This is a genomic window from Streptomyces sp. NPDC005017 (genome assembly GCF_042873115.1).
Classification (GTDB): domain Bacteria; phylum Actinomycetota; class Actinomycetes; order Streptomycetales; family Streptomycetaceae; genus Streptomyces.
Map to the genome: position 1 here is coordinate 98830 of NZ_JBIALD010000002.1, position 19082 is coordinate 117911.

Annotated in this window: 18 protein-coding genes; 2 read left to right on the forward strand and 16 right to left on the reverse strand. The window is 72.6% G+C overall.

Going from position 1 to position 19082, the window contains the following annotated elements; genetic code table 11:
* Nucleotides 1-84: 84 nt before the first annotated feature.
* The 9 genes from ACFYR0_RS03270 to ACFYR0_RS03310 form a co-directional block, all read right to left on the reverse strand.
* A complete protein-coding gene (locus ACFYR0_RS03270) occupies nucleotides 85-369 on the reverse strand; it encodes an SHOCT domain-containing protein (RefSeq protein WP_389321335.1) in 285 nt (94 codons plus the stop codon).
* A 30-nt stretch (nucleotides 370-399) separates the two neighbouring features.
* Nucleotides 400-861 (reverse strand): DUF6325 family protein, encoded by a 462-nt coding sequence (locus ACFYR0_RS03275; RefSeq protein ID WP_389321337.1) that lies wholly within the window; start codon nucleotides 859-861, stop codon nucleotides 400-402.
* 214 nt (nucleotides 862-1075) lie between these two features.
* Nucleotides 1076-1558: a methylated-DNA--[protein]-cysteine S-methyltransferase gene (locus tag ACFYR0_RS03280; RefSeq protein WP_389321339.1), complete on the reverse strand. Its 483-nt coding sequence runs from the start codon at nucleotides 1556-1558 to the stop codon at nucleotides 1076-1078.
* 11 nt (nucleotides 1559-1569) lie between these two features.
* A complete protein-coding gene (locus tag ACFYR0_RS03285) occupies nucleotides 1570-3033 on the reverse strand; it encodes an AlkA N-terminal domain-containing protein (RefSeq protein WP_389321963.1) in 1464 nt (487 codons plus the stop codon).
* Between the two features lie 172 nt (nucleotides 3034-3205).
* Nucleotides 3206-3562 carry an STAS/SEC14 domain-containing protein gene (locus tag ACFYR0_RS03290; protein ID WP_389321341.1) on the reverse strand — a complete coding sequence of 119 codons (357 nt, stop codon included), beginning with the start codon at nucleotides 3560-3562 and terminating at the stop codon, nucleotides 3206-3208.
* A gap of 7 nt (nucleotides 3563-3569) precedes the next feature.
* The gene (locus tag ACFYR0_RS03295) at nucleotides 3570-4049 is read right to left on the reverse strand and encodes a hypothetical protein (protein ID WP_389321343.1); all 480 of its coding nucleotides are present in this window, start codon (nucleotides 4047-4049) and stop codon (nucleotides 3570-3572) included.
* On the reverse strand, nucleotides 4046-5446 hold the full coding sequence (locus tag ACFYR0_RS03300) for a hypothetical protein (RefSeq protein WP_389321345.1): 1401 nt from the start codon (nucleotides 5444-5446) through the stop codon (nucleotides 4046-4048). The genes ACFYR0_RS03295 and ACFYR0_RS03300 overlap by 4 nt, the downstream gene beginning before the upstream one ends.
* Before the next feature lie 109 nt (nucleotides 5447-5555).
* A complete protein-coding gene (gene lpdA / locus ACFYR0_RS03305; RefSeq protein ID WP_389321347.1) occupies nucleotides 5556-6968 on the reverse strand; it encodes a dihydrolipoyl dehydrogenase in 1413 nt (470 codons plus the stop codon).
* A gap of 136 nt (nucleotides 6969-7104) precedes the next feature.
* The gene (locus ACFYR0_RS03310) at nucleotides 7105-7530 is read right to left on the reverse strand and encodes a CBS domain-containing protein (RefSeq protein WP_389321349.1); all 426 of its coding nucleotides are present in this window, start codon (nucleotides 7528-7530) and stop codon (nucleotides 7105-7107) included.
* Nucleotides 7531-7681: 151 nt separating this feature from the next.
* On the opposite strand from ACFYR0_RS03310, the gene ACFYR0_RS03315 reads away from it, so the two are divergent.
* The gene (locus tag ACFYR0_RS03315) at nucleotides 7682-8404 is read left to right on the forward strand and encodes a maleylpyruvate isomerase family mycothiol-dependent enzyme (protein ID WP_389321351.1); all 723 of its coding nucleotides are present in this window, start codon (nucleotides 7682-7684) and stop codon (nucleotides 8402-8404) included.
* Between the two features lie 41 nt (nucleotides 8405-8445).
* On the opposite strand, the gene ACFYR0_RS03320 is transcribed toward ACFYR0_RS03315, so the two are convergent.
* The 4 genes from ACFYR0_RS03320 to ACFYR0_RS03335 form a co-directional block, all read right to left on the reverse strand.
* On the reverse strand, nucleotides 8446-8955 hold the full coding sequence (locus ACFYR0_RS03320; protein ID WP_389321353.1) for an O-acetyl-ADP-ribose deacetylase: 510 nt from the start codon (nucleotides 8953-8955) through the stop codon (nucleotides 8446-8448).
* A 43-nt stretch (nucleotides 8956-8998) separates the two neighbouring features.
* On the reverse strand, nucleotides 8999-10417 hold the full coding sequence (locus ACFYR0_RS03325; protein ID WP_389321355.1) for a phytoene desaturase family protein: 1419 nt from the start codon (nucleotides 10415-10417) through the stop codon (nucleotides 8999-9001).
* Between the two features lie 430 nt (nucleotides 10418-10847).
* Nucleotides 10848-11693 (reverse strand): inositol monophosphatase family protein, encoded by an 846-nt coding sequence (locus tag ACFYR0_RS03330; protein ID WP_389321357.1) that lies wholly within the window; start codon nucleotides 11691-11693, stop codon nucleotides 10848-10850.
* Between the two features lie 147 nt (nucleotides 11694-11840).
* Nucleotides 11841-13703: a gamma-glutamyltransferase family protein gene (locus ACFYR0_RS03335; protein WP_389321359.1), complete on the reverse strand. Its 1863-nt coding sequence runs from the start codon at nucleotides 13701-13703 to the stop codon at nucleotides 11841-11843.
* 560 nt (nucleotides 13704-14263) lie between these two features.
* Here ACFYR0_RS03335 and ACFYR0_RS03340 point away from each other — a divergent pair.
* Nucleotides 14264-14926: a hypothetical protein gene (locus tag ACFYR0_RS03340; protein WP_389321361.1), complete on the forward strand. Its 663-nt coding sequence runs from the start codon at nucleotides 14264-14266 to the stop codon at nucleotides 14924-14926.
* Nucleotides 14927-14948: 22 nt separating this feature from the next.
* Here ACFYR0_RS03340 and ACFYR0_RS03345 read toward each other — a convergent pair whose 3' ends face one another.
* From ACFYR0_RS03345 to hydA, 3 genes are all read right to left on the reverse strand, one after another.
* On the reverse strand, nucleotides 14949-16475 hold the full coding sequence (locus ACFYR0_RS03345) for an NCS1 family nucleobase:cation symporter-1 (RefSeq protein ID WP_389321363.1): 1527 nt from the start codon (nucleotides 16473-16475) through the stop codon (nucleotides 14949-14951).
* 150 nt (nucleotides 16476-16625) lie between these two features.
* A complete protein-coding gene (locus ACFYR0_RS03350; RefSeq protein ID WP_389321365.1) occupies nucleotides 16626-17645 on the reverse strand; it encodes a TIGR03842 family LLM class F420-dependent oxidoreductase in 1020 nt (339 codons plus the stop codon).
* 11 nt (nucleotides 17646-17656) lie between these two features.
* The gene (hydA, locus tag ACFYR0_RS03355; protein ID WP_389321367.1) at nucleotides 17657-19057 is read right to left on the reverse strand and encodes a dihydropyrimidinase; all 1401 of its coding nucleotides are present in this window, start codon (nucleotides 19055-19057) and stop codon (nucleotides 17657-17659) included.
* Between the last annotated feature and the right edge of the window lie 25 nt (nucleotides 19058-19082).

Here is a 19082-nt window from a genome sequence, read left to right on the forward strand (position 1 = left end):
CGGCCCCCGGGGGGGGGGGCGCCCCCCCCCCCCCCCCCCCGCCGCGCGCCCCCCCCCCCCCCCCCCCCGGTGGGCCGATCGGTGTCAGCCGAGGATGCGGCGCTTCTGCTCCGCGAACTCCGCTTCGCTGAGCAGGCCCTGTTCCTTCAGTTCGCCCAGCTTCTTGATCTGGTCGAGCTTGCTCGACATGTCGTCCGGCTGGGCGGCCGGCGGCGGTTCGGCGGGTTGCTGCTGCTGGTAGGTCTGCTGCTGCTCGTAGCTCTGCTGCGCCCAGCGGCCGGCCTGGCGGCGCGATACACGGTTGGACACCGCCGTGGCGGTGCCGGCGACGACTGCGGTGCGCGCGACACCGCGAAGCAGTCCGGGCATGTCCCCTCATCTCCCAAGGGTGTGCGTCGGTCAGGCTGCAGTGGGGCCGGCCCCGGGCGGGGTCTCCTCGACGGCTTCCAGCGAGGCCAGCAGTGCCTGGACCGGGATACGCCCGCTGGCCACCAGCTGGGCCCCGCCGCGCCGCAGGGCACGGGCCAGGGGCGCTGCCCACAGGTTCTCGTAGACGAGGAGCGCCGCGGAGTTGCCCGGCTCGAGCACGGCTCCCGCCTCGTCGAGGTCGTCCTGGCCCATGAGGCCGGAGGAGGCTCCCTCGAAGACGGACAGGTCCACCTCGTCACCGAGGTCGGTCAGCTCCACGACGGCGACCGAGCCGTCCTCGTCCTTGCGGACGAAGAGGAGGTCGAGGACGCGGATGATGCCGCGATCGACCAGATCGACGAGCAGCGGCAGCCCCTCGCCGGTCATCCGGTTGCCGGGGAACTCGACGACCAGGTAGTCGACGGGCCCCATCTCCTCCACGTCGTCACTCATGGCGACTCCTCACAGGCGAACGGCACGGGGGTACCGCCATCGGCGCCCGGCCTCATTCCACCACCGCGCCGCAGGGGCCGCATTTCGTGCGGAGCCGGGCATCCGGGGCGCGTCACGGGAGGGACGCCCGTGCCGCCGCGCCCGTACGCCCCGCGGGCCGCCCTGGAGCGGTACACCCAGCAGGCTGCCCCAGGCCGGTACCGCCCCGCGGGCCCTAGAAGAGCACCGCCCCTCGCTCGAAGTCCAGCAGCCGCTGCTTGCGGGCGATGCCGCCGCCGTATCCGGTGAGGCTGCCGTCGGCGCCCACCACGCGGTGGCAGGGCACGATGAGGCTGACCGGGTTCTTGCCGTTGGCGAGGCCGACCGCGCGGGAGGCGTTGGGGTTGCCGAGGGCGTCGGCGAGCTGGCCGTAGCTGCGGGTCTCGCCGTAGGGGATGCGGACGAGCTGCTCCCAGACCGAGCGCTGGAACGGGGTTCCGTGCAGCCGCAGTTCGAGGTTGAACTCCTTCAACTCGCCCGCGAAGTAGGCCTGGAGCTGTTCCTCCGCCTCCGCGAAGAGGGTGTCGTCGAAGGTGCCGAAGGTGTCCTCGGCGGGACGGTGGCGCTGGTCGGTCATGTAGAGGCCGCACAGGACACCGTCGTCGGCGACGAGGGTGAGCAGGCCGTAGGGGCTGTCGATGACGGAGTGCTGCTTCATGGTGAACGTCCTCATACGGGCAGGAAGTTGATCGGGTGGCTGTCGGTCGCCCACAGGTACTGGACGGCGTAGGCCCGCCAGGGGCGCCAGGCCGCCGCGGCGGCGGTGAGGGCGGCCGGGGTGGAGGGCAGGCCCAGTTCCCGGGCGGCGCGGCGCATGCCGAGGTCGGTGGGCAGGAAGGCGTCCGGGTCGCCGAGGGCGCGCATGGCGATGACGTCGACGGTCCAGGGGCCGAAGCCGGGCAGTTCGAGGAGCCGGGCGCGGGCCTCTGCCCAGTCGCTCTCCACGCCGAGGTGGAGCGAGCCGTCGGCGAGCCGCCCGACCAGGGTGGTGAACGTGGTGCGACGGGTGCGGGGCATCGCCAGCGTCCCGGGGTCGACCGAGGCCAGCGCCGCGGGCGTGGGGAACAGGTGGGTCAGCCCGCCCTCGGGGTCCTCGACCGGGTCGCCGTGGGCGGTGACCAGGCGCGCGGCGTGGGTGCGGGCGGCGGCCGTGGAGACCTGCTGTCCGAGGACCGCGCGGACGGCGAACTCGGCCTCGTCCACGGTGCGCGGCACCCGGCGGCCGGGCGCCTTGTCGACCAGCGGCCGGAGCACCGGGTCGGCGCGCAACTGGCCGTCCACGGCGGCCGGGTCGGCGTCGAGGTCGAGCATGCGGCGGCAGCGGCTGATGGCCACGGGCAGGTCGCGCAGGTCGCTGAGGGAGAGCCGGCAGCCGATGTGGTCCGGCTTCGGCGTGAGCGCGACGACGCCGTGTCCGTACGGCAGGCGCAGGGTGCGGCGGTAGGCGCCGTCGCGCCACTCCTCGACGCCGGGTACGGCGGTCGCGGCGAGGTGGCCGAAGAGGTTGTCGGGGTTGAGCGGGGCGCGGAACGGCAGGCGCAGGGTGAGGGCGCCGTTCTGGGCGCCGGTGCGGGGCGCGCGGTCGCGCAGCAGGCTCGGGGTGAGGGCGTAGACCTCGCGGACGGTGTCGTTGAAGGTGCGGATCGAGGCGAACCCGGCGGCGAACGCGACCTCCGCCATGGGCAGTTGGGTGGTCTCGATCAGCAGGCGGGCGGTCTGGGCGCGCTGGGCGCGGGCCAGGGCGAGCGGGCCCGCGCCCAGCTCGGCCAGGAGCTGGCGTTCGATCTGCCGGGCGCTGTAGCCGAGCCGGGCGGCGAGGCCGGGGACGCCGTCGCGGTCGACCGTGCCGTCCGCGATGAGCCGCATGGCGCGGGCCACCAGGTCGGCCCGGCGGTTCCACTCGGGCGAGCCGGGGGTGGTGTCGGGGCGGCAGCGCTTGCAGGCCCGGAAGCCGGACTGCTGGCAGGCGGCCGCGCTCGGGTAGAACACCATGTTCTCCGGCTTGGGCGGTACCACGGGACAGCTGGGCCGGCAGTAGATCCCGGTGGTGCGGACCGCGGTGTAGAACCATCCGTCGAACCGCGCGTCCTTGCCCTGGACCGCGCGCACGCAGCTCTCCCGGTCGGTGTGCATCGCCTTCTGCATGCGTCCAGCATCCCGGACGCGCACCCGCGGGGCTGGCGAGAATCCGACATCAACCCCGTCTGTCCTGGGCCTGCCATGCGCTAGCGGGCAGGGCCGTCGCTTCATGTGCCCGACGCAGGCCGGCAGGGCCCCCGCCACGGCCCCCCCGCCCGCCGCACCCTCAGCCCGCCACCCAGGCGGTCGCCTCCGCGCGTCGCGCCGAAGGGAAGGTCCTGGTCTCCCCCGGCGTCATCCAGCCGAACATCGCGGTGAGATGGGTCATCCACTCGATGTCGGTGACCAGCGCGATGCGCTTCCACGAGCGCAGGTGCTCGACGCCGACCTTCAGGTCCTCCCAGACCGCGCCGCCGGTCATGCCGTCGAAGTCGCCGACGACGAGCAGGAACCGTACCTCGCCCCCGCTCGCGGCCTCGGTGAGCGCGGGCAGGACCGCGTCGCGGTAGTCCTCCGCGGAGATCGTCCCGGACGCCTCGAAGCCGATGACCCCGTCCGGCATCCCGTCGAGTCTGCTGATCATCCGCGCCTCACCCCGCGTGTTCCATACGGCTGGCCAGGGCCCAGATGACGAACACGTCGACGGCCATCATGATCATGGACCAGACCGGCGCGTACGGCAGGAACAGGAACTGGGCGACCAGACTGAGCGCGGCGAGGAAGATGCCCACGGGCCGGGCCCAGACGGCGTCCTTCAGCAGGCCGCCGCCCGTGACCGCGACGAGGACGCCCAGGACGACGTGGATCCAGCCCCAGCCGGTGAGGTCCAGCTCGTAGACGTAGGAGCCGATCCGGCCGTACACGTCGTCGTCGGCGACGGCCGCGATGCCCTGGAGGACGGCGAGGACGCCGTTGCAGAGCATCAGGACGCCCGCGAAGAGGACTCCGCCCGAGACCCAGGGGGTGCGCTCGCCGGGGTCGGCGGACGGCCGCTCCCGCTTCGGCGCGGTCCAGGCGTCGCCGACCTCGCCCTCCGGCTCGCCGCCGGGCTGTGCCGTCTGTCCGCTCATGACGCGACGCCTTCCCTGGTCCCGCCTTCCCTGGTCCCGTCGGCCGGTCCGCTCGCCGGGCCCGGTCCGCCCTTGTCGTCCGCCTCACCCTGCCCGCCGCCGTCGCCCGGGGTGCCCGGGCCGGGGGCGTCGTCCTCGGCCAGGAAGTCGACGACGGTCAGCGCGAACAGCAGGCCGAGCGCCAGGCCGAAGATGACCCAGCCCGTCGGGTACGACCACAGGACGAAGGCGAGCACGGCGGCCGCGACGAGGATCCAGGTGATCCAGGTGCGGTAGCGGTGCACGAACGGGCCCACGGGGCCGGTGCGCATGCCCAGCCGGTCGGCGCTGGAGCGGACCGCGCGGATACCGGAATGCCACATGTTCCGCAGCCCGGTCGCCCAGCGGCCCGGCCCGGACAGCCAGGCGGCGAGCGCGACCACGATGCCCAGCGTCACCACCATCCGCACCGCGGCCCGCAGATAGCGGATCAGCGTGTCGTACACCGACCCGGCGGCCGGCTGGTTCACCCCGGACGGCAGGGCGTCCAGGTACACGCCCCGGAAGACCGTGAGGGCGACGCCGAGCACCAGTGCCGCGAAGGCGAAGCACAGGGCCGCGGCGACCAGGACCTTGCGGCGGTGGGTGGACAGGAACACACCGGCGGCGACCAGCAGGACCGAGATGACGGGCAGCCAGAAGCCGAGCAGCTGGAGCAGCCGGAAGTACGTCTTGATCTTGCCGATGTCGTCGGACTTCACGACGGTGATGCTGGTGTGGATCTCGGGGATGTTCGAGGCGACCGTGAGGCCGGAGTCGACCAGTCGCTGTTTGACCTGCTCCACGACGGGTCCGAGGTCCACGGTGACCGTGTCGTTGTTGAGCTGCACGGTGCCGTCGCCGCCGCCGGTCAGCGCCTCGTCCACGGCGCCGTGGATACGGCGGTTGGCCTCGGTCCAGATCCGTTCGAAGGCGTCGGAGGCGACCACCGCCTCGGCCTTGTCGTGCACGAAGCTCTTGACCGCGCTCTCCAGCGAGTCGCCCACCTTGCCGAGGGCCTTGTCGACCAGCGGCCGGTCCGGCGGAGCCACGTCCGACAGCAGAGAGGGCAGGTCCAGGTACTTCATCACCGCGTCGGTGACCCGGTTCGCCACCGCGTTCTGCACGTCCTCGTCGGAGGCGAGCGGGGCGACGGTGTCGACGTAGCGGCCGGTGTCGCCGACGATGCTGGAGGTCCAGGCCGCGACCAGGCTCAGCGGGGCGAGGACACAGCCGAGGAAGATGAGCACCACGGAGAAGAAGGCCCGCACGCGGTGGTGCTGCGGACGGACCCGTTCGGCCTCCAGCGCCGCGATACGAGCGTGCAGACGATCCAGTTCGCTCTCGCCGCGGCCCTGCGGGGCCTCGCCGTCCGCCATGGCGGCTCCCTCCTGTGCGCCGGAGTGCGTCCGACGCAAGAAGGACAACCCGCCGGAGCGGCGGCGGCGAGCGCTGCGGGGCCGTTCGGGTGAACGGCCCCGCCCCGTCTCACATGTTGATCATGTGTCCCGCGAGGCCGTGGACGGCCTCCTTGACGGCCTCGCCCAGGGTCGGGTGGGCGTGCACGTTGCGGGCGACCTCGTGGACGGTGAGGTCCCACTGCTGGGCCAGGGTCAGCTCCGGCAGCAGCTCGGTGACGTCGGGGCCGATGAGGTGGCCGCCGATCAGCTCGCCGTACTTCGCGTCGCTGATCAGCTTGACGAAGCCGGTGGTGTCGCCGAGGCCGTGCGACTTGCCGTTCGCGGTGAAGGGGAACTTGGCGACCTTCACGTCGTAGCCGAGCTCCCGGGCCTGGGCCTCGGTGTAGCCGAAGCTGGCGATCTGCGGCTGGCAGTAGGTGGCGCGCGGGATCATCGCGTAGTCGAGTTCCATCGTCTCGGCGCCCGCGAGCGTCTCGGCGGCGATCACGCCCATGGCCTCGGCGGTGTGCGCGAGCATCAGCTTGGCGGTCACGTCACCGATGGCGTAGATGTGCGGCACGGACGTACGGCAGCGGCCGTCGACGTCGATCGCGCCGCGCTCGGTGAGGCGTACACCGGTCTTGTCCAGGCCGAAGCCCTCCACGTTCGGCGCGAAACCGATCGCCTGGAGCACCTTGTCGGCCTCCAGCACCTGCTGGGCGCCGTCCTTGCCGGTGACCGTGACGCGCACCGTGGGGCCGGACTCGTCGATGGCGTCCACGCGGGTGGAGGTCAGCACGTCGATGCCCAGCTTGCGGTACTGCTTGGCCAGTTCGGCCGAGACCTCGGCGTCCTCCAGCGGGGCCATGCGGTCCAGGAACTCGACGACGGTGACCTTCACGCCGTAGTTGTGCAGGACGTAGGCGAACTCGATGCCGATCGCGCCCGCGCCCGCGATCACGATCGACTCCGGCAGGTCGTCGGCGAGGATCTGCTCCTCGTACGTCACCACGCGCGCGCTGCGCTTGGTGCCCGGCAGCAGCTTCGGGGTGGCGCCGGTGGCGATGACGCAGTCGGTGAAGCCGATGGTGCGGGTGTCGCCGTCGTAGCCCGCGACCTGGAGGGTGTTCGCGTCGAGGAAGGTGCCCCGGCCGTCGAACTCCTTGATCTTGTTCTTCTTCATCAGGTAGTGGACGCCCTTGACCCGGCCGTCCGCGACCTTGCGGCTGCGCCGGAACGCCTCGCCGTAGTCGAAGGAGACCGTGCCGTCCACCTTGATGCCGAAGGTCTTCGCCTCGCGGGTGAAGATGTGCGCCAGTTCGGCGTTGCGCAGCAGGGCCTTGGTGGGGATGCAGCCGACGTTCAGACAGACGCCTCCCCAGTACTTCTCCTCCACGACGGCGACCGTCTTCCCGAGCTGGGCGGCGCGCACGGCGGCGACGTACCCGCCGGGGCCCGCTCCGAGTACGACGACGTCGAAGTGCTCGTCCTGCTCGTTCATGGTGGTCCTCTTCGGTGAAGTGGGAGCGGGGTGACCGCTCGGTGAGGTGAGAGCGGGGTGACCGCCTGGTGCGCCTCAGATTGTTTCGTCCGGCCCCGCTCACCGCCACACAGCTCCACCAAAGGTGATCACCCTCTCAGTGGTTGGGGACCGCCCGGCTGATGTCCGCCAGCGCGGAGTGCGGGTCGTCGGCGGCGGCCAGGTCGCCGAGCGTGACCATGCCCACCGGGCAGCCGCCGTGCTCGACGACGGGCAGCCGGCGCACGGAGTGCAGCCGCATCAGCTCGGCCGCGCGGTCGGTGCTGTCCTCGGGCGACAGCGTCACCACCGGCGGCCGGGTGCACACCGAGCCGACCGTGGTGGCCTGCGGATCGCGGCCCTCCGCGACGACCCGGACGGCGATGTCCCGGTCCGTCAGCACACCGAACAGGTCGCAGTCGTAGGCCACCAGCACATCGCCGATGTCCTGCTCGCTCATCAGCCGTGCGGCCCGTGCGACCGTGGTCATCGGTTCGACGGCCGCGGTGCCGGGCGACATCACGTCACGTATCTGCCGGGACATGGGCACCTCCTGGGTGGAGGGGGGCGTCGCCTTCCATTGTCGCCCGTTCCGCCGGTGGCGCAGTTCCTCGGTGTGGGAACCTGTCCGTTCATGATCCACGAGCTGGTGCGGACGCCCGGGTGTTCGTCCCCGCCGTCCACCGGGAGCACCTGTGACCAGTGCGGCCGTCCCCGCTCTTCTCTCGGACGTGGTCCGTTCCGCCGACCGCTTCCTCGCGACCGCCGCCCGGCTCGACGAGGAGCGGCTGCGCGCCCCGTCCGCCCTCGCGGGCTGGAGCCGCGCCCACGTCCTCGCGCACGTGGCCCGCGGCGCCGAGGCGTACATCCGTCTGCTGGACGAGGCGGAGAGCGGCGGCTCCGGCACACGGGCGGACGCCACGGCCCTCGCCGAGGCGACGGCGAGCGCGGTCGCACTGCCCGCCGACGAGCTGCTGGCCGATCTGCGCACGAGCGTGGACCGCTTCGTCGTCCGGGCGCGGACGCTGCCGGAGCCCGCCTGGGAGGCTCTGGTGACCGCGCTGGCGGGCTGGCGGCACCCCGCCTGGTTCACCCTGCACCGCTGCCGGCGCGAGCTGGAGACGCATCACGCCGACCTCGACGCCGGTTACGGCAGCGCGGAGTGGCCCGCCTCCTACGTCACCTGGGCGCTGGACGACACCCTGCGGTCCCTCGCCGCCCGCGGCTTCGCCCTGGGCACCGTCGAGGCGACCGACCTCGGCCGCACCTGGCGGCTCTCCCCGCACGGCCCGAGTCCGGCCGCACCGGGGCACGTCCTCCTGGCCTGGCTCGCCGGCCGTGCCCCGGCGTCCGGCGTCCACCCGGCCCCGCTGCCGAAGCCGCCGGGCTGGCCGCTGCCGCCCGTGCCGGGGTGGTGACGGGGACCTGCCGGACAGGCCCGGGGCGTGTTGAGCCGCTCTCAACCGGCCTGCTTCGCGAAGGCGTTGTACGCCTGCTCGTCGAACAGCACGAAGCGGACCTCGTCGACGGAGGTGTCCGTGCCGCGGACCGTCTCGAGCGCGATGCGGGCCGCGTCGTCGAGGGGCCAGCCGTAGATGCCGGCGGAGACGGCGGGGAAGGCGACGGTACGGGCGCCGAGTTCGTCGGCGACGCGGAGGGATTCGCGGTAGCAGGACGCGAGGAGGGCTGAGCGGTCCTCCTCGCGGCTGAACACGGGGCCGACGGTGTGGATGACCCACCGGGCGTCCAGCTCGCCGGCGGTCGTCGCGACGGCCTGGCCGGTGGGCAGGCCCTTGCCGTAGTGGCCGGCGCGCAGGCGGCGGCAGTCCTCCAGGACGGCGGGGCCGCCGCGGCGGTGGATGGCGCCGTCGACGCCTCCGCCGCCGAGCAGGGAGGAGTTGGCGGCGTTGACGATCGCGTCGACGGTCTGGTCGGTGATGTCGCCCTGGACGAGCTCGATGGTGGTCATGGTGGCCTTCTCCCGGTGTGTTCCGGCCGGTCGGGGGTGCCCCTCACGCCTGGCGGAGCCGTCTCCAGACCGCCTTCGCCGCGTTGTGCCCGGACATGCCGTGCACACCGGGGCCGGGCGGCGTCGCCGAGGAGCAGATGAAGACGGCCGGGTGCGGGGTGCTGTACGGCCGCAGGGAGGGGCGGGGGCGCAGCAGTGACTGGAGGCCGGTGAACGCGCCGGTGGCGATGTCGCCGCCGACGTAGTTGGCGTTGCGGGCGGCGAGTTCGGGCGGGCCGGCGATCGCGCGGGCGAGGACGCGGTCGCGGAAGCCCGGGGCGAAACGCTCCAGTTGGCGTTCCATGGCGTCCGTGAGGTCGCCCTTCCAGCCGTTGGGCACATGGCAGTACGCCCAGAAGACGTGCTTGCCCGCCGGGGCGCGGGTGGGGTCGACGACTCCGGGCTGCACGGTGATCAGGAACGGCACCTCGGGCGCCCGTCCCTCGCGGGCGGCGGCGTGCAGGGCGGTGTCGATCTCGGTGGCGCTCGCGCCGACCTGGACCGTGGTGGCGGCGCGGGCCTCGGGCGCGGTCCACGGCACCGGGCCGTCCAGGGCGTAGTCGATCTTGAAGACGGCGGCGCCGTAGCGGTAGCGGTCGTAGCGGTCGCCGAGGCCCGCGATCCGGGCGAGGGCGGTGGGCGAGGTGTCGAAGACGTAGGCGCGTGCGGGCGGCAGGTCGTCGAGCCGCTTGACCTCGTAGTCCGTGTGGATGGTGCCGCCGTGGGCCCGCAGCAGGGAGGCCAGCGCGTCGGAGATCGACTGTGAGCCGCCCTCGGCGACGGGCCAGCCGCGGGCGTGCGCGGCGAGCGCGAAGACGAGGCCGATCGCGCCGGTCGCGAGGCCGTTCAGCGGGGCGATGACATGGGCGACCAGGCCCGCGATCAGGGCCTTGGCGCGCTCGTCCCGGAAGCGGCGGGTCAGCCAGGTGGACGGCGGCAGGCCCAGCAGTCCGAAGCGGGCGAGGGTGACCGGGTCGCGGGGCAGCGCGGTCAGCGGCAGGGACATGAAGTCGCGCACCAGGGTGTCCCAGTGCGGCAGGAACGGCTGGACCAGCCGGCGGTAGGCGCCCGCGTCACGCGGTCCGAACGAGGCGGCGGTCTCGGCGACGGACCGGGCGAGGACCGCGGCGCTGCCGTCGGGGAAGGGATGCGCCATGGGCAGTTCGGAGTGCAGCCAGCGCAGCCCGTGCTCCTCCAGCGGCAGGGCGCGGAACGCGGGTGAGCTGATACCCAGCGGGTGTGCGGCCGAGCACGGATCGTGGCGGAATCCGGGCAGGGTCAGTTCCTCGGTGCGGGCGCCCCCGCCGACGGTGTCGCGTGCTTCGAACAGGGCCACGGAGAAGCCGCGGCGAGCCAGCTCGACGGCGGCCGTGAGCCCGTTCGGCCCCGCACCCACCACGACGGCATCGAACATGGACGGCACCTTCTGACCCCTTCGTCAGCGGACGGTCTTGCCGGGGCCTGTCGTCACCTTCCCGTCGTCGCCCGAAGGGCGGCCTCGCGGCGTCCGGTGCGTGCTCTGGGGGTCCCCCCTCCGGGGGAGTGCCGGGCGGGAGTCCTCGTACTGGACGTGCTTGGGCTTTCGCCCGGTGCGGCGGGTGGGGGCACCTCCCACGAAGCGGGGGAGCGTGCAGGGCGTCGCGAGGCGGACGGGAAGGTGACGACAGGCCCCAGGGTTCAGGATATGCCGCGGCGCTGACAACACCCGTGCCCGGGGCGCCCCCTGCATGCCCGGTGCGGACTCCGTGCATCGCGACGGTCTCAGGAGGCCGGGGTTCCGCTCCGCGCGGCGGTACCGGCCCGGCCCTCGGCGTCCGGCCGGGTGCCGGACGCGTGGGCCGGGTCGTCCCTCGTCAGGCCGCACCCGCCAGCAGGTCGCGCACGGTCCGGGCCGTCGCGGCGTCCCGGGCGGCCGTGAAGGGCAGGGTGTTGCCGCCCGTGACACGGAAGGGCTCGCCGGTCAGCGTGAGGTGGGCGCCGCCCGCCTCCTCGACCAGCAGCAGGCCCGCCGCGTGGTCCCAGGCCGCTTCCCAGGAGAAGGCGATGGCGTCCAACTCGCCGCGTGCGAGGGCGAGATACTCCAGGCCCGCGGAACCGCACGGGCGCGGGGCCGTGCTGGCGGCCCACACCCCGAGCAGGGCCCGCTTCTGCTCGTCCGTCGTGTAGTCCGGATGCGAGGTGGCTATCCGCAGCGGGCTGCGAGCCGCGGGCGGTCCGGCGAGCAGCCGCTCCCCGTCGAGGTACGCGCCCCGGCCCCTTACGGCGGTGGCGAGTTGGTCGCGGGCGGGGGCGTACGTCCAGGAGGCGAGCAGGACGCCGTGCCGGGCGAGGGCGACCAGGGTGCAGAAGCCGTCGTCGCCGTGCACGAACTGCCGTGTCCCGTCGACCGGGTCGACGATCCACACCGGCGCGTCGCCGCGTATCGCCTCGTAGGTCGCCGGGTCGGCGTGCACCGCCTCCTCGCCGACCACCACGGAGCCGGGCAGCAGACGGGTGAGGGCCTCGGTGAGATACCGCTCGGCCTCGCGGTCGGCGTCCGTCACCAGGTCGTGCGGGCCGCTCTTCTGGTCGATCTCGTGGGCACCGAGCTGCCGGAAGCGGGGCATGATCTCGGCCGCGGCGGCCTTGCGGACCGCCTCCTCCACGTCGGCCGAGCGGCGCGCGAGAAACTCGTCGATGGTTTCCGTGTCTTCGATCATGTCCCCCATAAGAGCACGGACCACTGACAATCCCTGCCCGTTTCGTGAACTACCAGCAGAATTGCGATGAATACCGGGTGAGGGGGCTCACGCCCTCGCCCGGCCGGGTCCGGGATCCGCCACTGGGGGTCCGCCGCTCACCCCCGCTCACCGCCCGACCGCGTACCCCTGCATGCCCCGTGCGTTCGCCGCCGCCGACAGCACTCCCGTCCGCGGGTCCCGCGCCACCGCGCACAGCCGCCCCTCCGACCAGGCGTCACCGACGGTGACGTCATGACCGCGCCGCCGGAGCCCGGCCACGACCTCCGGCGGCGTCCGGGACTCCACCGTCAGGCTGCCGGGCCGCATCCCGCGCGGGTAGAAGGAACCGGTGAAGGAGTCGTTGTGCCAGTTCGGGGCGTCGATCGCGCCCTGGAGGTCGAGCCCGCCACGCACCGGGGCCCGTAGCGCGACGGCCAGGAAGAAGTGCAGCTGCCACTGGTCCTGCTGGTCCCCGCCGGGCGTGCCGAACGCCATCACCGGCACACCGTCGCGCAGCGCCAGGGACGGCGTGAGGGTCGTACGGGGACGCCGGCCGGGCGTCAGGGTGTTCGGCAGGCCCTCCTCCAGCCAGGCCATCTGGAGCCGGGTGCCGAGCGGGAAGCCGAGTTCGGGGACGACGGGGTTGGACTGGAGCCAGCCGCCGCTGGGCGTGGCCGCGACCATGTTGCCCCAGCGGTCGACCACGTCCAGGTGGCAGGTGTCGCCACGGGTGCCTCCGTCGGCGGCGACGGAGGGCTCACCCGGCGGCCGTACGCCCGCCCTCCCAGGCCCGCCCACCGGCCCGCCCGCCGGATCGAAGCCCGCGACCGTCGGCTCCCCCACGCCCATCGGGCTGAAGCCGGGCGGCTCCGTCACGGCCACGCGCGCGTGGCCGCTCAGCCGCGGCTCCCGGCCGCCCGGCGCCCCGGGTCGCAGTTCGTACGACGCCGAGTCACCGATCAGCTCGCGCCGCCCGGCGTTGTACGCCTCCGACAGCAGCTCCGCGAGCGGCACCTCGGCGGCGTCGCCGTACCACGCCTCACGGTCGGCCATGGCGAGCTTGCAGCCCTCGACCAGGAGGTGCACATACGCCTCGGAACCGTAGGGCGGCAGCCGCCGCGGGAGCAGCGCGAGCTGCTGGAGGAGGACGGGGCCCTGGCTCCAGGGGCCCGCCTTGCACAGGGTCCAGCCGTTCCAGTCGTAGGTCACCGGCGACTCGTAGGAGGCGGACCAGCCGGCCAGGTCGGCCGCCGTGAGCGTGCCCGTGTGGCGCCGTCCGCTGGTGTCGAGGGTGGGCCGGGCCGACTGGCGCAGCAGCGCCTCGGCGACGAAGCCCGTGCGCCACACCTCGCGGGCGGCCTCGATCCGCGCCTCGCGGTCCCCGGCTCCGGCGGTCTCGGCGAGCAGCCGCTTCCAGGTGGTGGCGAGGGCGGGGTTGCGCAGCAGCTCGCCGGGGCGGGGCGCCCGGCCGCCGGGGAGGTAGACCTCGGCGGAGGAGGTCCACTCGGTCTCGAAGAGTTCGCGTACGGACTCCACGGTCGCGCCGACGTTCTCCACGGGTGCGTGGCCGTGCTCCGCGTAGCCGACGGCGTACTCGAGGACGTCGTCGAGGCCCTTGGTGCCGTGGTCGCGCAGCAGCAGCATCCAGGCGTCGAAGGCGCCGGGCACGGCGGCGGCGAGCGGGCCGGTGCCGGGGACCAGGTCCAGTCCGAGCCCCCGGTAGTGCGCCGCGCTGGCCCCGGCCGGGGCGACGCCCTGTCCGCACAGCACCCGCACCTCGCCGCCGGCCGGGGCGAGCAGGATGGGGACCTCGCCCGCGGGGCCGTTGAGATGGGGCTCGACCACGTGCAGCACGAAGGCGCCCGCCACGGCCGCGTCGAAGGCGTTGCCGCCGTCCTCCAGCACGGCCATCGCCGACTGCGAGGCCAGCCAGTGCGTGGAGGACACCATGCCGAAGGTGCCCTGGAGGGTGGGACGTGTGGTGAACACGGGCGGACTCCCCTACGGTGCGGCGACGGACCGGGTGATCGTAACGACGGCGGTCCGGCGCGGGGAGGGATCGCCGGGCGGGCCACGAGGGCGAATCACGGGTGCGGATCACCGGGGCGGGCCACGAGCGCGAATCACCGGTGCGGATCACCGGGGCGGGCCGCGAAGGGAGCCAGGAGGCGGACCACCCGGGCGGGCCGCGAGCGGGAATCACAGGTGCGGATCACCAGGGCTGGCCACGAGGGGGACCAGGGCGCGGGTTCACCGAAACGGACAACTCGCCCGAACCGCACCCGAAGGCGCCCTGACCGGGTCACCGGAACCTCGACGGAAGCGCCACCGGGGCGGGTCGCCGGCCCGGGCAACTCACGTCGCCGCGACGGCACGCCCCTTCCCACCGCAGGGACATAACCGGACAGAATACCCGCCGGTAACTCGCCCCCGTCACCGGCCGCGTACGGAGCGAGTTGGCACTTCCGCCCCACTGCCAGTCGTGTGACACTGGCGTCCCCGTCCGCTGTGCGGACCGCTTCCGCACCGTCCCCCACGAAAAGTGCGCCGTGCGTTCTCTTCCTCTGCCGCTCGCCCTCACCGCCCGACTGACCCCCGTCGCGGTACTCGCCTGCGCCGGCTGGGTCCTCACGTCCGGCCCCGAGACCGCGGCGGCCGCCAAGGACACGCCCAGCCGGAAGACGGGCACGCAGTCGGCCTCCGAGTCGTCCGCGTCGACCGCGCCCCGCACGTACGCCACCTCGCCCGCGCCCTGCACGAGCCTGGCGAAGAAGACGATCACCTCGCTGGTGCCCAGCGCGAAGACGGCCGGCAAGGAGATCAAGTCCACGGACTCCAAGGTGCGCCGCACCTGTTCCTGGAACGCGCTCGACGGCTACGACTACCGCTGGCTCGACGTGTCCTTCGAGGTGATGGACTCGGACGCGGCGGCGGAGAAGTCGTACCGGGGACGGGTGGAGAAGGCGAAGGGCGGCGGCGAGGTCCCCGGTCTCGGGGACGCGGGCTACTCCGTCGTCAACCTCACCACCGAGGACGGCCAGAAGAGCCGCGAGGGCATGGTGCTGGCCCGGACGCACAACGCGCTGGTCGTCGTCACCTACACGGGCAGCGACTTCGAGTCGAAGGACGCGCCCAGCACGGACGAGATCAACAAGGGCGCCATCAAGGCGGCCAAGGAGGCGACGGCCGCGCTGGAGAACGGCGGGGCCTGAGCCGTTCTCCGGCGGACTGCCGTCAGCGGGCGGTGTGTTGCCGTCCGGTCGTCAGCATCAGCAGCAGGTACAGCGCCATCGACGTGCCGAGTCCGACGGCCCAGCCGTAGTCGGCGAGCGGCTCCAGCGCGGGGACGGGCCGGCCGTCGATCAGCGGTTTGAAGGTGGCCCCGCCGACCGCCAGGACACCGCCCGTCAGGAAGGCGACGACGGCCCGCCAGTTCCAGCCGCCCTCGTACCAGTAGCGGCCGCCCTCGCGGTACAGCTCGACCAGGTCGAGGCGGGAGCGGCGCAGGATCCAGTAGTCGGCGATGAGGATGCCCGCGACCGTGCCGAGCAGTCCGCCGACCAGGCCGAGCCAGGTGAAGATGTAGCCCTGCGGGTCGGAGTACAGCTTCCACGGGAAGATCAGCACGCCGAGGACACAGGTGGCGAGCGCCCCGGCCCGGAAACTGATCCTCCTGGGCGCGATGTTGGAGAAGTCGAAGGCCGGGGAGACCAGGTTGGCGGCCACGTTGACGGACAGGGTCGCGACCAGCACGGTCACCAGGGCGAACAGCAGGCCCACCGTGTTGTCGGTCTTCGCCGCCAACTGCACCGGGTCCCAGATGGGTTCGCCGTAGACGGCCTGCGAGCCGGAGGTGACGAGCACGGACAGGAACGCGAACAGCGTCATGGTGGTGGGCAGGCCCAGGGCCTGCCCCCGGGTCTGCGCCTTCTGGCTCCTGCCGTAGCGGGTGAAGTCGGGGATGTTCAGCGACAGCGTGGACCAGAAGCCGATCATGCCCATCAGGGCGGGCCAGAACAGCTTCCAGAAGTCGCCGCCCCAGCCGAGCCGGGAGGGCTGGTCGAACAGCGGGCCGAGGCCTCCCGCCTTGCTGCTCATCCACCACAGCATCACGAACGCGCCGACCAGCACGAAGGGCGCCGCCCAGTTCTCGAAGCGGCGGATGGTCTCCATGCCCCGGTAGATGATGGCGACCTGGATCGCCCAGAAGACGGCGAAGGACAGCCACATCGTCCAGGCGTGGCCGCCGACCTTCGCGGCGTCCGTCCAGCCCTCGCCGATCAGCTTCCCGGCGAGGAAGTAGATCGCCTCGCCGCCGATCCAGGTCTGGATGCCGAACCAGCCGCAGGCCACCAACGCCCGTACGACAGCGGGGAGGTTGGCGCCGCGGATGCCGAAGGAGGCCCGTGCGAACACCGGGAAGGGGATGCCGTACTTGGGGCCGGCGTGCCCGGTGAGCAGCATCGGGACGAGCACGATCACATTGGCGAGGGCGATGGTGAGCACCGCCTGCTTCCAGTCCATGCCGACGGCGATCAGCCCGGAGGCGAGCGTCCAGGAGGCGGTGTTGTGGGCCATGCCGACCCACAGCGCGGAGAAGTTGTACGTCGTCCAGGTGCGCCGCGCCACGGGGACCGGGAGCAGGTCCTCGTTGGCGAAGCGGCCGCTCGGCGGCGGGGAGTCCGGGGCGATCTCCACGCGCCCGTCGGCGAGGGTGACTTGGGTGGTCGGCGGTATGGCCGTGGGAGCGGTGTCGGTCATGGGCAGGCCAATCGGACGAGGTGGGACGGGAGAGGCCGTGCGGGTGGCGCCGAGGGGGGTGCGCGGGGCCGCGCGACGTCGGCGGCCCGGGGCGCGGATGCGCCCTGGCCCCCTTCCCGGGACGGCGGGAAGGGGGAGTCCGGGGAGGGATCAGCCGTTGACGGCCGGGATCACCTGGGAGCCGTACGCGTCGATCACGGTCTCCTGCGCGTCGTGCATGTCGTACACGGCGAACTGGTCGACACCCAGTTCGCGCAGCGCGTTCAGCTTCTCGATGTGCTTCTCGACGGGCCCGACGACGCAGAACCGGTCGACGATCTCGTCGGGCACGAACTGGGTGTCGGGGTTGTCGGAGCGGCCGTGGTGCGCGTAGTCGTAGCCCTCGCGGGACTTGATGTACTCGGTGAGTTCGTCGGGGACCTGCGCCGAGTGCTCGCCGTACTTGGCGACCAGGTCGGCCACGTGGTTGCCGACCATGCCGCCGAACCAGCGGCACTGCTCGCGGGCGTGGGCGAGCGCCTCGGGCGAGTCGTCGGCGGTGACATAGGCGGGCGCGGCGACACAGACGGTGACCGAGTCCGGGTCGCGTCCGGCGTCCGCGGCGGCCTGCTTCACCGCCTTGACCATGTACTCGGTGAGGTAGAGGTCGGAGAGCTGGAGGATGAAGCCGTCGGCCTCCTCGCCGGTCATCCTCAGCGCCTTGGGGCCGTACGCGGCCATCCACACGGGCAGTTCGGCGCCCGGCTTGATCCAGGGGAAGCGGACGACCGTGCCGCCTAGGTCGGCCTCCTGCCCGCTGCCGAGCGCGCGGATGACCTTCATGGCCTCGCTGATCCGGGCGAGGGTGTTGGGCTTGCGGCCGGCCACCCGCATGGCCGAGTCACCGCGGCCGATGCCGCACACGGTGCGGTTGCCGAACATGTCGTTGAGGGTGGCGAAGGTGGAGGCGGTGACCTCCCAGGTGCGGGTGCCGGGGTTGGTCACCATCGGTCCGACCTTCAGCCGGGTCGTGTTCGCGAGGATCTGGCTGTAGATCACGAACGGCTCCTGCCAGAGCACGGCGGAGTCGAAGGTCCAGCCGTACGAGAAGCCGTTGCGCTCGGCGCGCTTCATCAGGCTGACGACCCGCGAGGCCGGCGGGTCGGTCTGGAGAACGAGTCCGAAGTCCATCTGCTCCACTCCTAGTTGAGGTACTGACAGGTGGAACGCGGGGTGTAGACGCCGTGCCCGGCACGGCCGGTGTACTCCCGCTCGGTGACGACGGGCACCCCGCGCGAGAGCACCGTCTCGACCCGGCCGCCGACCCGCCTGCCCTCGTACGCCGAGTAGTCGACGTTCATGTGGTGCGTCCCGGCGGAGAGCACCTGCTCGGCGTGCGGGTCGTAGATCACGACGTCGGCGTCGGCGCCCGGCGCGATGGTGCCCTTCTTCGGGTACATGCCGAACATGCGGGCCGGGGTCGCGCAGGCGATCTCGATCCAGCGGCGGCGCGAGATGTGTCCGTCGAGCACGGCCTGGTGGAGCAGGTCCATGCGGTTCTCCACGCCCGGCAGGCCGTTGGGGATCTTCGAGAAGTCGCCCCGGCCCAGTTCCTTCTGGCCGACGAAGCAGAACGGGCAGTGGTCGGTGGAGACGACCTGGAGGTCGTTGGTGCGCAGGCCCCGCCAAAGCACGGACTGGTGCTCCCTGGGCCGCAGCGGGGTCGAGCACACGTACTTCGCGCCCTCGAAGTCCGGCTCGGCGAGGTTGTCCGTGGACAGGAACAGATACTGCGGGCAGGTCTCGCCGAAGACGTTGAGGCCTTCGTCGCGCGCCTTGGCCAGTTCCGCGACCGCCTCCATGGCGGAGACGTGCACGACGTACAGCGGGGCTCCGGCGACCTGGGCGAGCCTGATCGCCCGGTGGGTCGCCTCGGCCTCCAGCAGGGCCTTGCGGACCTCACCGTGGTAGCGCGGGTCGGTCTCGCCGCGGGCCAGGGCCTGTTCGACGAGGACGTCGATCGCGATGCCGTTCTCCGCGTGCATCATGATCAGTCCGCCGTTCTCGGCGGAGCGCTGCATGGCGCGCAGGATCTGGCCGTCGTCGCTGTAGAAGACGCCCGGGTAGGCCATGAACTGCTTGAAGGAGGTGACGCCCTCCTCCACGAGGTGGTCCATCTCCTTGAGCGTCCCCTGGTTCACATCGGAGACGATCATGTGGAAGCCGTAGTCGATGGCGCAGTTGCCCTCCGCCTTGGCGTGCCAGGCGTCCAGGCCCTCGCGCAGGGACTGGCCGACGCTCTGCACGGCGAAGTCGACGATCGTGGTCGTACCGCCCCACGCGGCCGCGCGGGTGCCGGTCTCGAAGGTGTCGGAGGCGGAGGTGCCGCCGAAGGGCAGCTCCATATGGGTGTGGACGTCGACGCCGCCGGGGACGACGTACTTTCCCGTGGCGTCGAACGTCGTGTCCGCGGTGAAGGCCTCCGCGGCGGGGGTGCCGGTGGCTGCGAGGGCGGCGATGCGGCCGTCCTCGATCAGGACGTCGGCGTGGAGTTCGTCGGATGCGGTGATGACGAGGCCGCCTCGGATGACGCTACGGCTCATTGCTCGCTCCTCACGGATTGCGTCT

Excerpts from the sequence above, each read along its gene's own strand:
- ACFYR0_RS03350 (WP_389321365.1), bottom strand. The coding sequence starts at position 17,645 with ATGGACTTCGGACTCGTTCTCCAGACCGACCCGCCGGCCTCGCGGGTC.
- ACFYR0_RS03270 (WP_389321335.1), bottom strand. The coding sequence starts at position 369 with ATGCCCGGACTGCTTCGCGGTGTCGCGCGCACCGCAGTCGTCGCCGGC.
- lpdA (WP_389321347.1), bottom strand. The coding sequence starts at position 6,968 with ATGAACGAGCAGGACGAGCACTTCGACGTCGTCGTACTCGGAGCGGGC.
- ACFYR0_RS03310 (WP_389321349.1), bottom strand. The coding sequence starts at position 7,530 with ATGTCCCGGCAGATACGTGACGTGATGTCGCCCGGCACCGCGGCCGTC.
- ACFYR0_RS03285 (WP_389321963.1), bottom strand. The coding sequence starts at position 3,033 with ATGCACACCGACCGGGAGAGCTGCGTGCGCGCGGTCCAGGGCAAGGAC.
- ACFYR0_RS03320 (WP_389321353.1), bottom strand. The coding sequence starts at position 8,955 with ATGACCACCATCGAGCTCGTCCAGGGCGACATCACCGACCAGACCGTC.
- ACFYR0_RS03280 (WP_389321339.1), bottom strand. The coding sequence starts at position 1,558 with ATGAAGCAGCACTCCGTCATCGACAGCCCCTACGGCCTGCTCACCCTC.
- ACFYR0_RS03275 (WP_389321337.1), bottom strand. The coding sequence starts at position 861 with ATGAGTGACGACGTGGAGGAGATGGGGCCCGTCGACTACCTGGTCGTC.
- hydA (WP_389321367.1), bottom strand. The coding sequence starts at position 19,057 with ATGAGCCGTAGCGTCATCCGAGGCGGCCTCGTCATCACCGCATCCGAC.
- ACFYR0_RS03290 (WP_389321341.1), bottom strand. The coding sequence starts at position 3,562 with ATGATCAGCAGACTCGACGGGATGCCGGACGGGGTCATCGGCTTCGAG.
- ACFYR0_RS03300 (WP_389321345.1), bottom strand. The coding sequence starts at position 5,446 with ATGGCGGACGGCGAGGCCCCGCAGGGCCGCGGCGAGAGCGAACTGGAT.
- ACFYR0_RS03295 (WP_389321343.1), bottom strand. The coding sequence starts at position 4,049 with ATGAGCGGACAGACGGCACAGCCCGGCGGCGAGCCGGAGGGCGAGGTC.
- ACFYR0_RS03345 (WP_389321363.1), bottom strand. The coding sequence starts at position 16,475 with ATGACCGACACCGCTCCCACGGCCATACCGCCGACCACCCAAGTCACC.
- ACFYR0_RS03330 (WP_389321357.1), bottom strand. The coding sequence starts at position 11,693 with ATGATCGAAGACACGGAAACCATCGACGAGTTTCTCGCGCGCCGCTCG.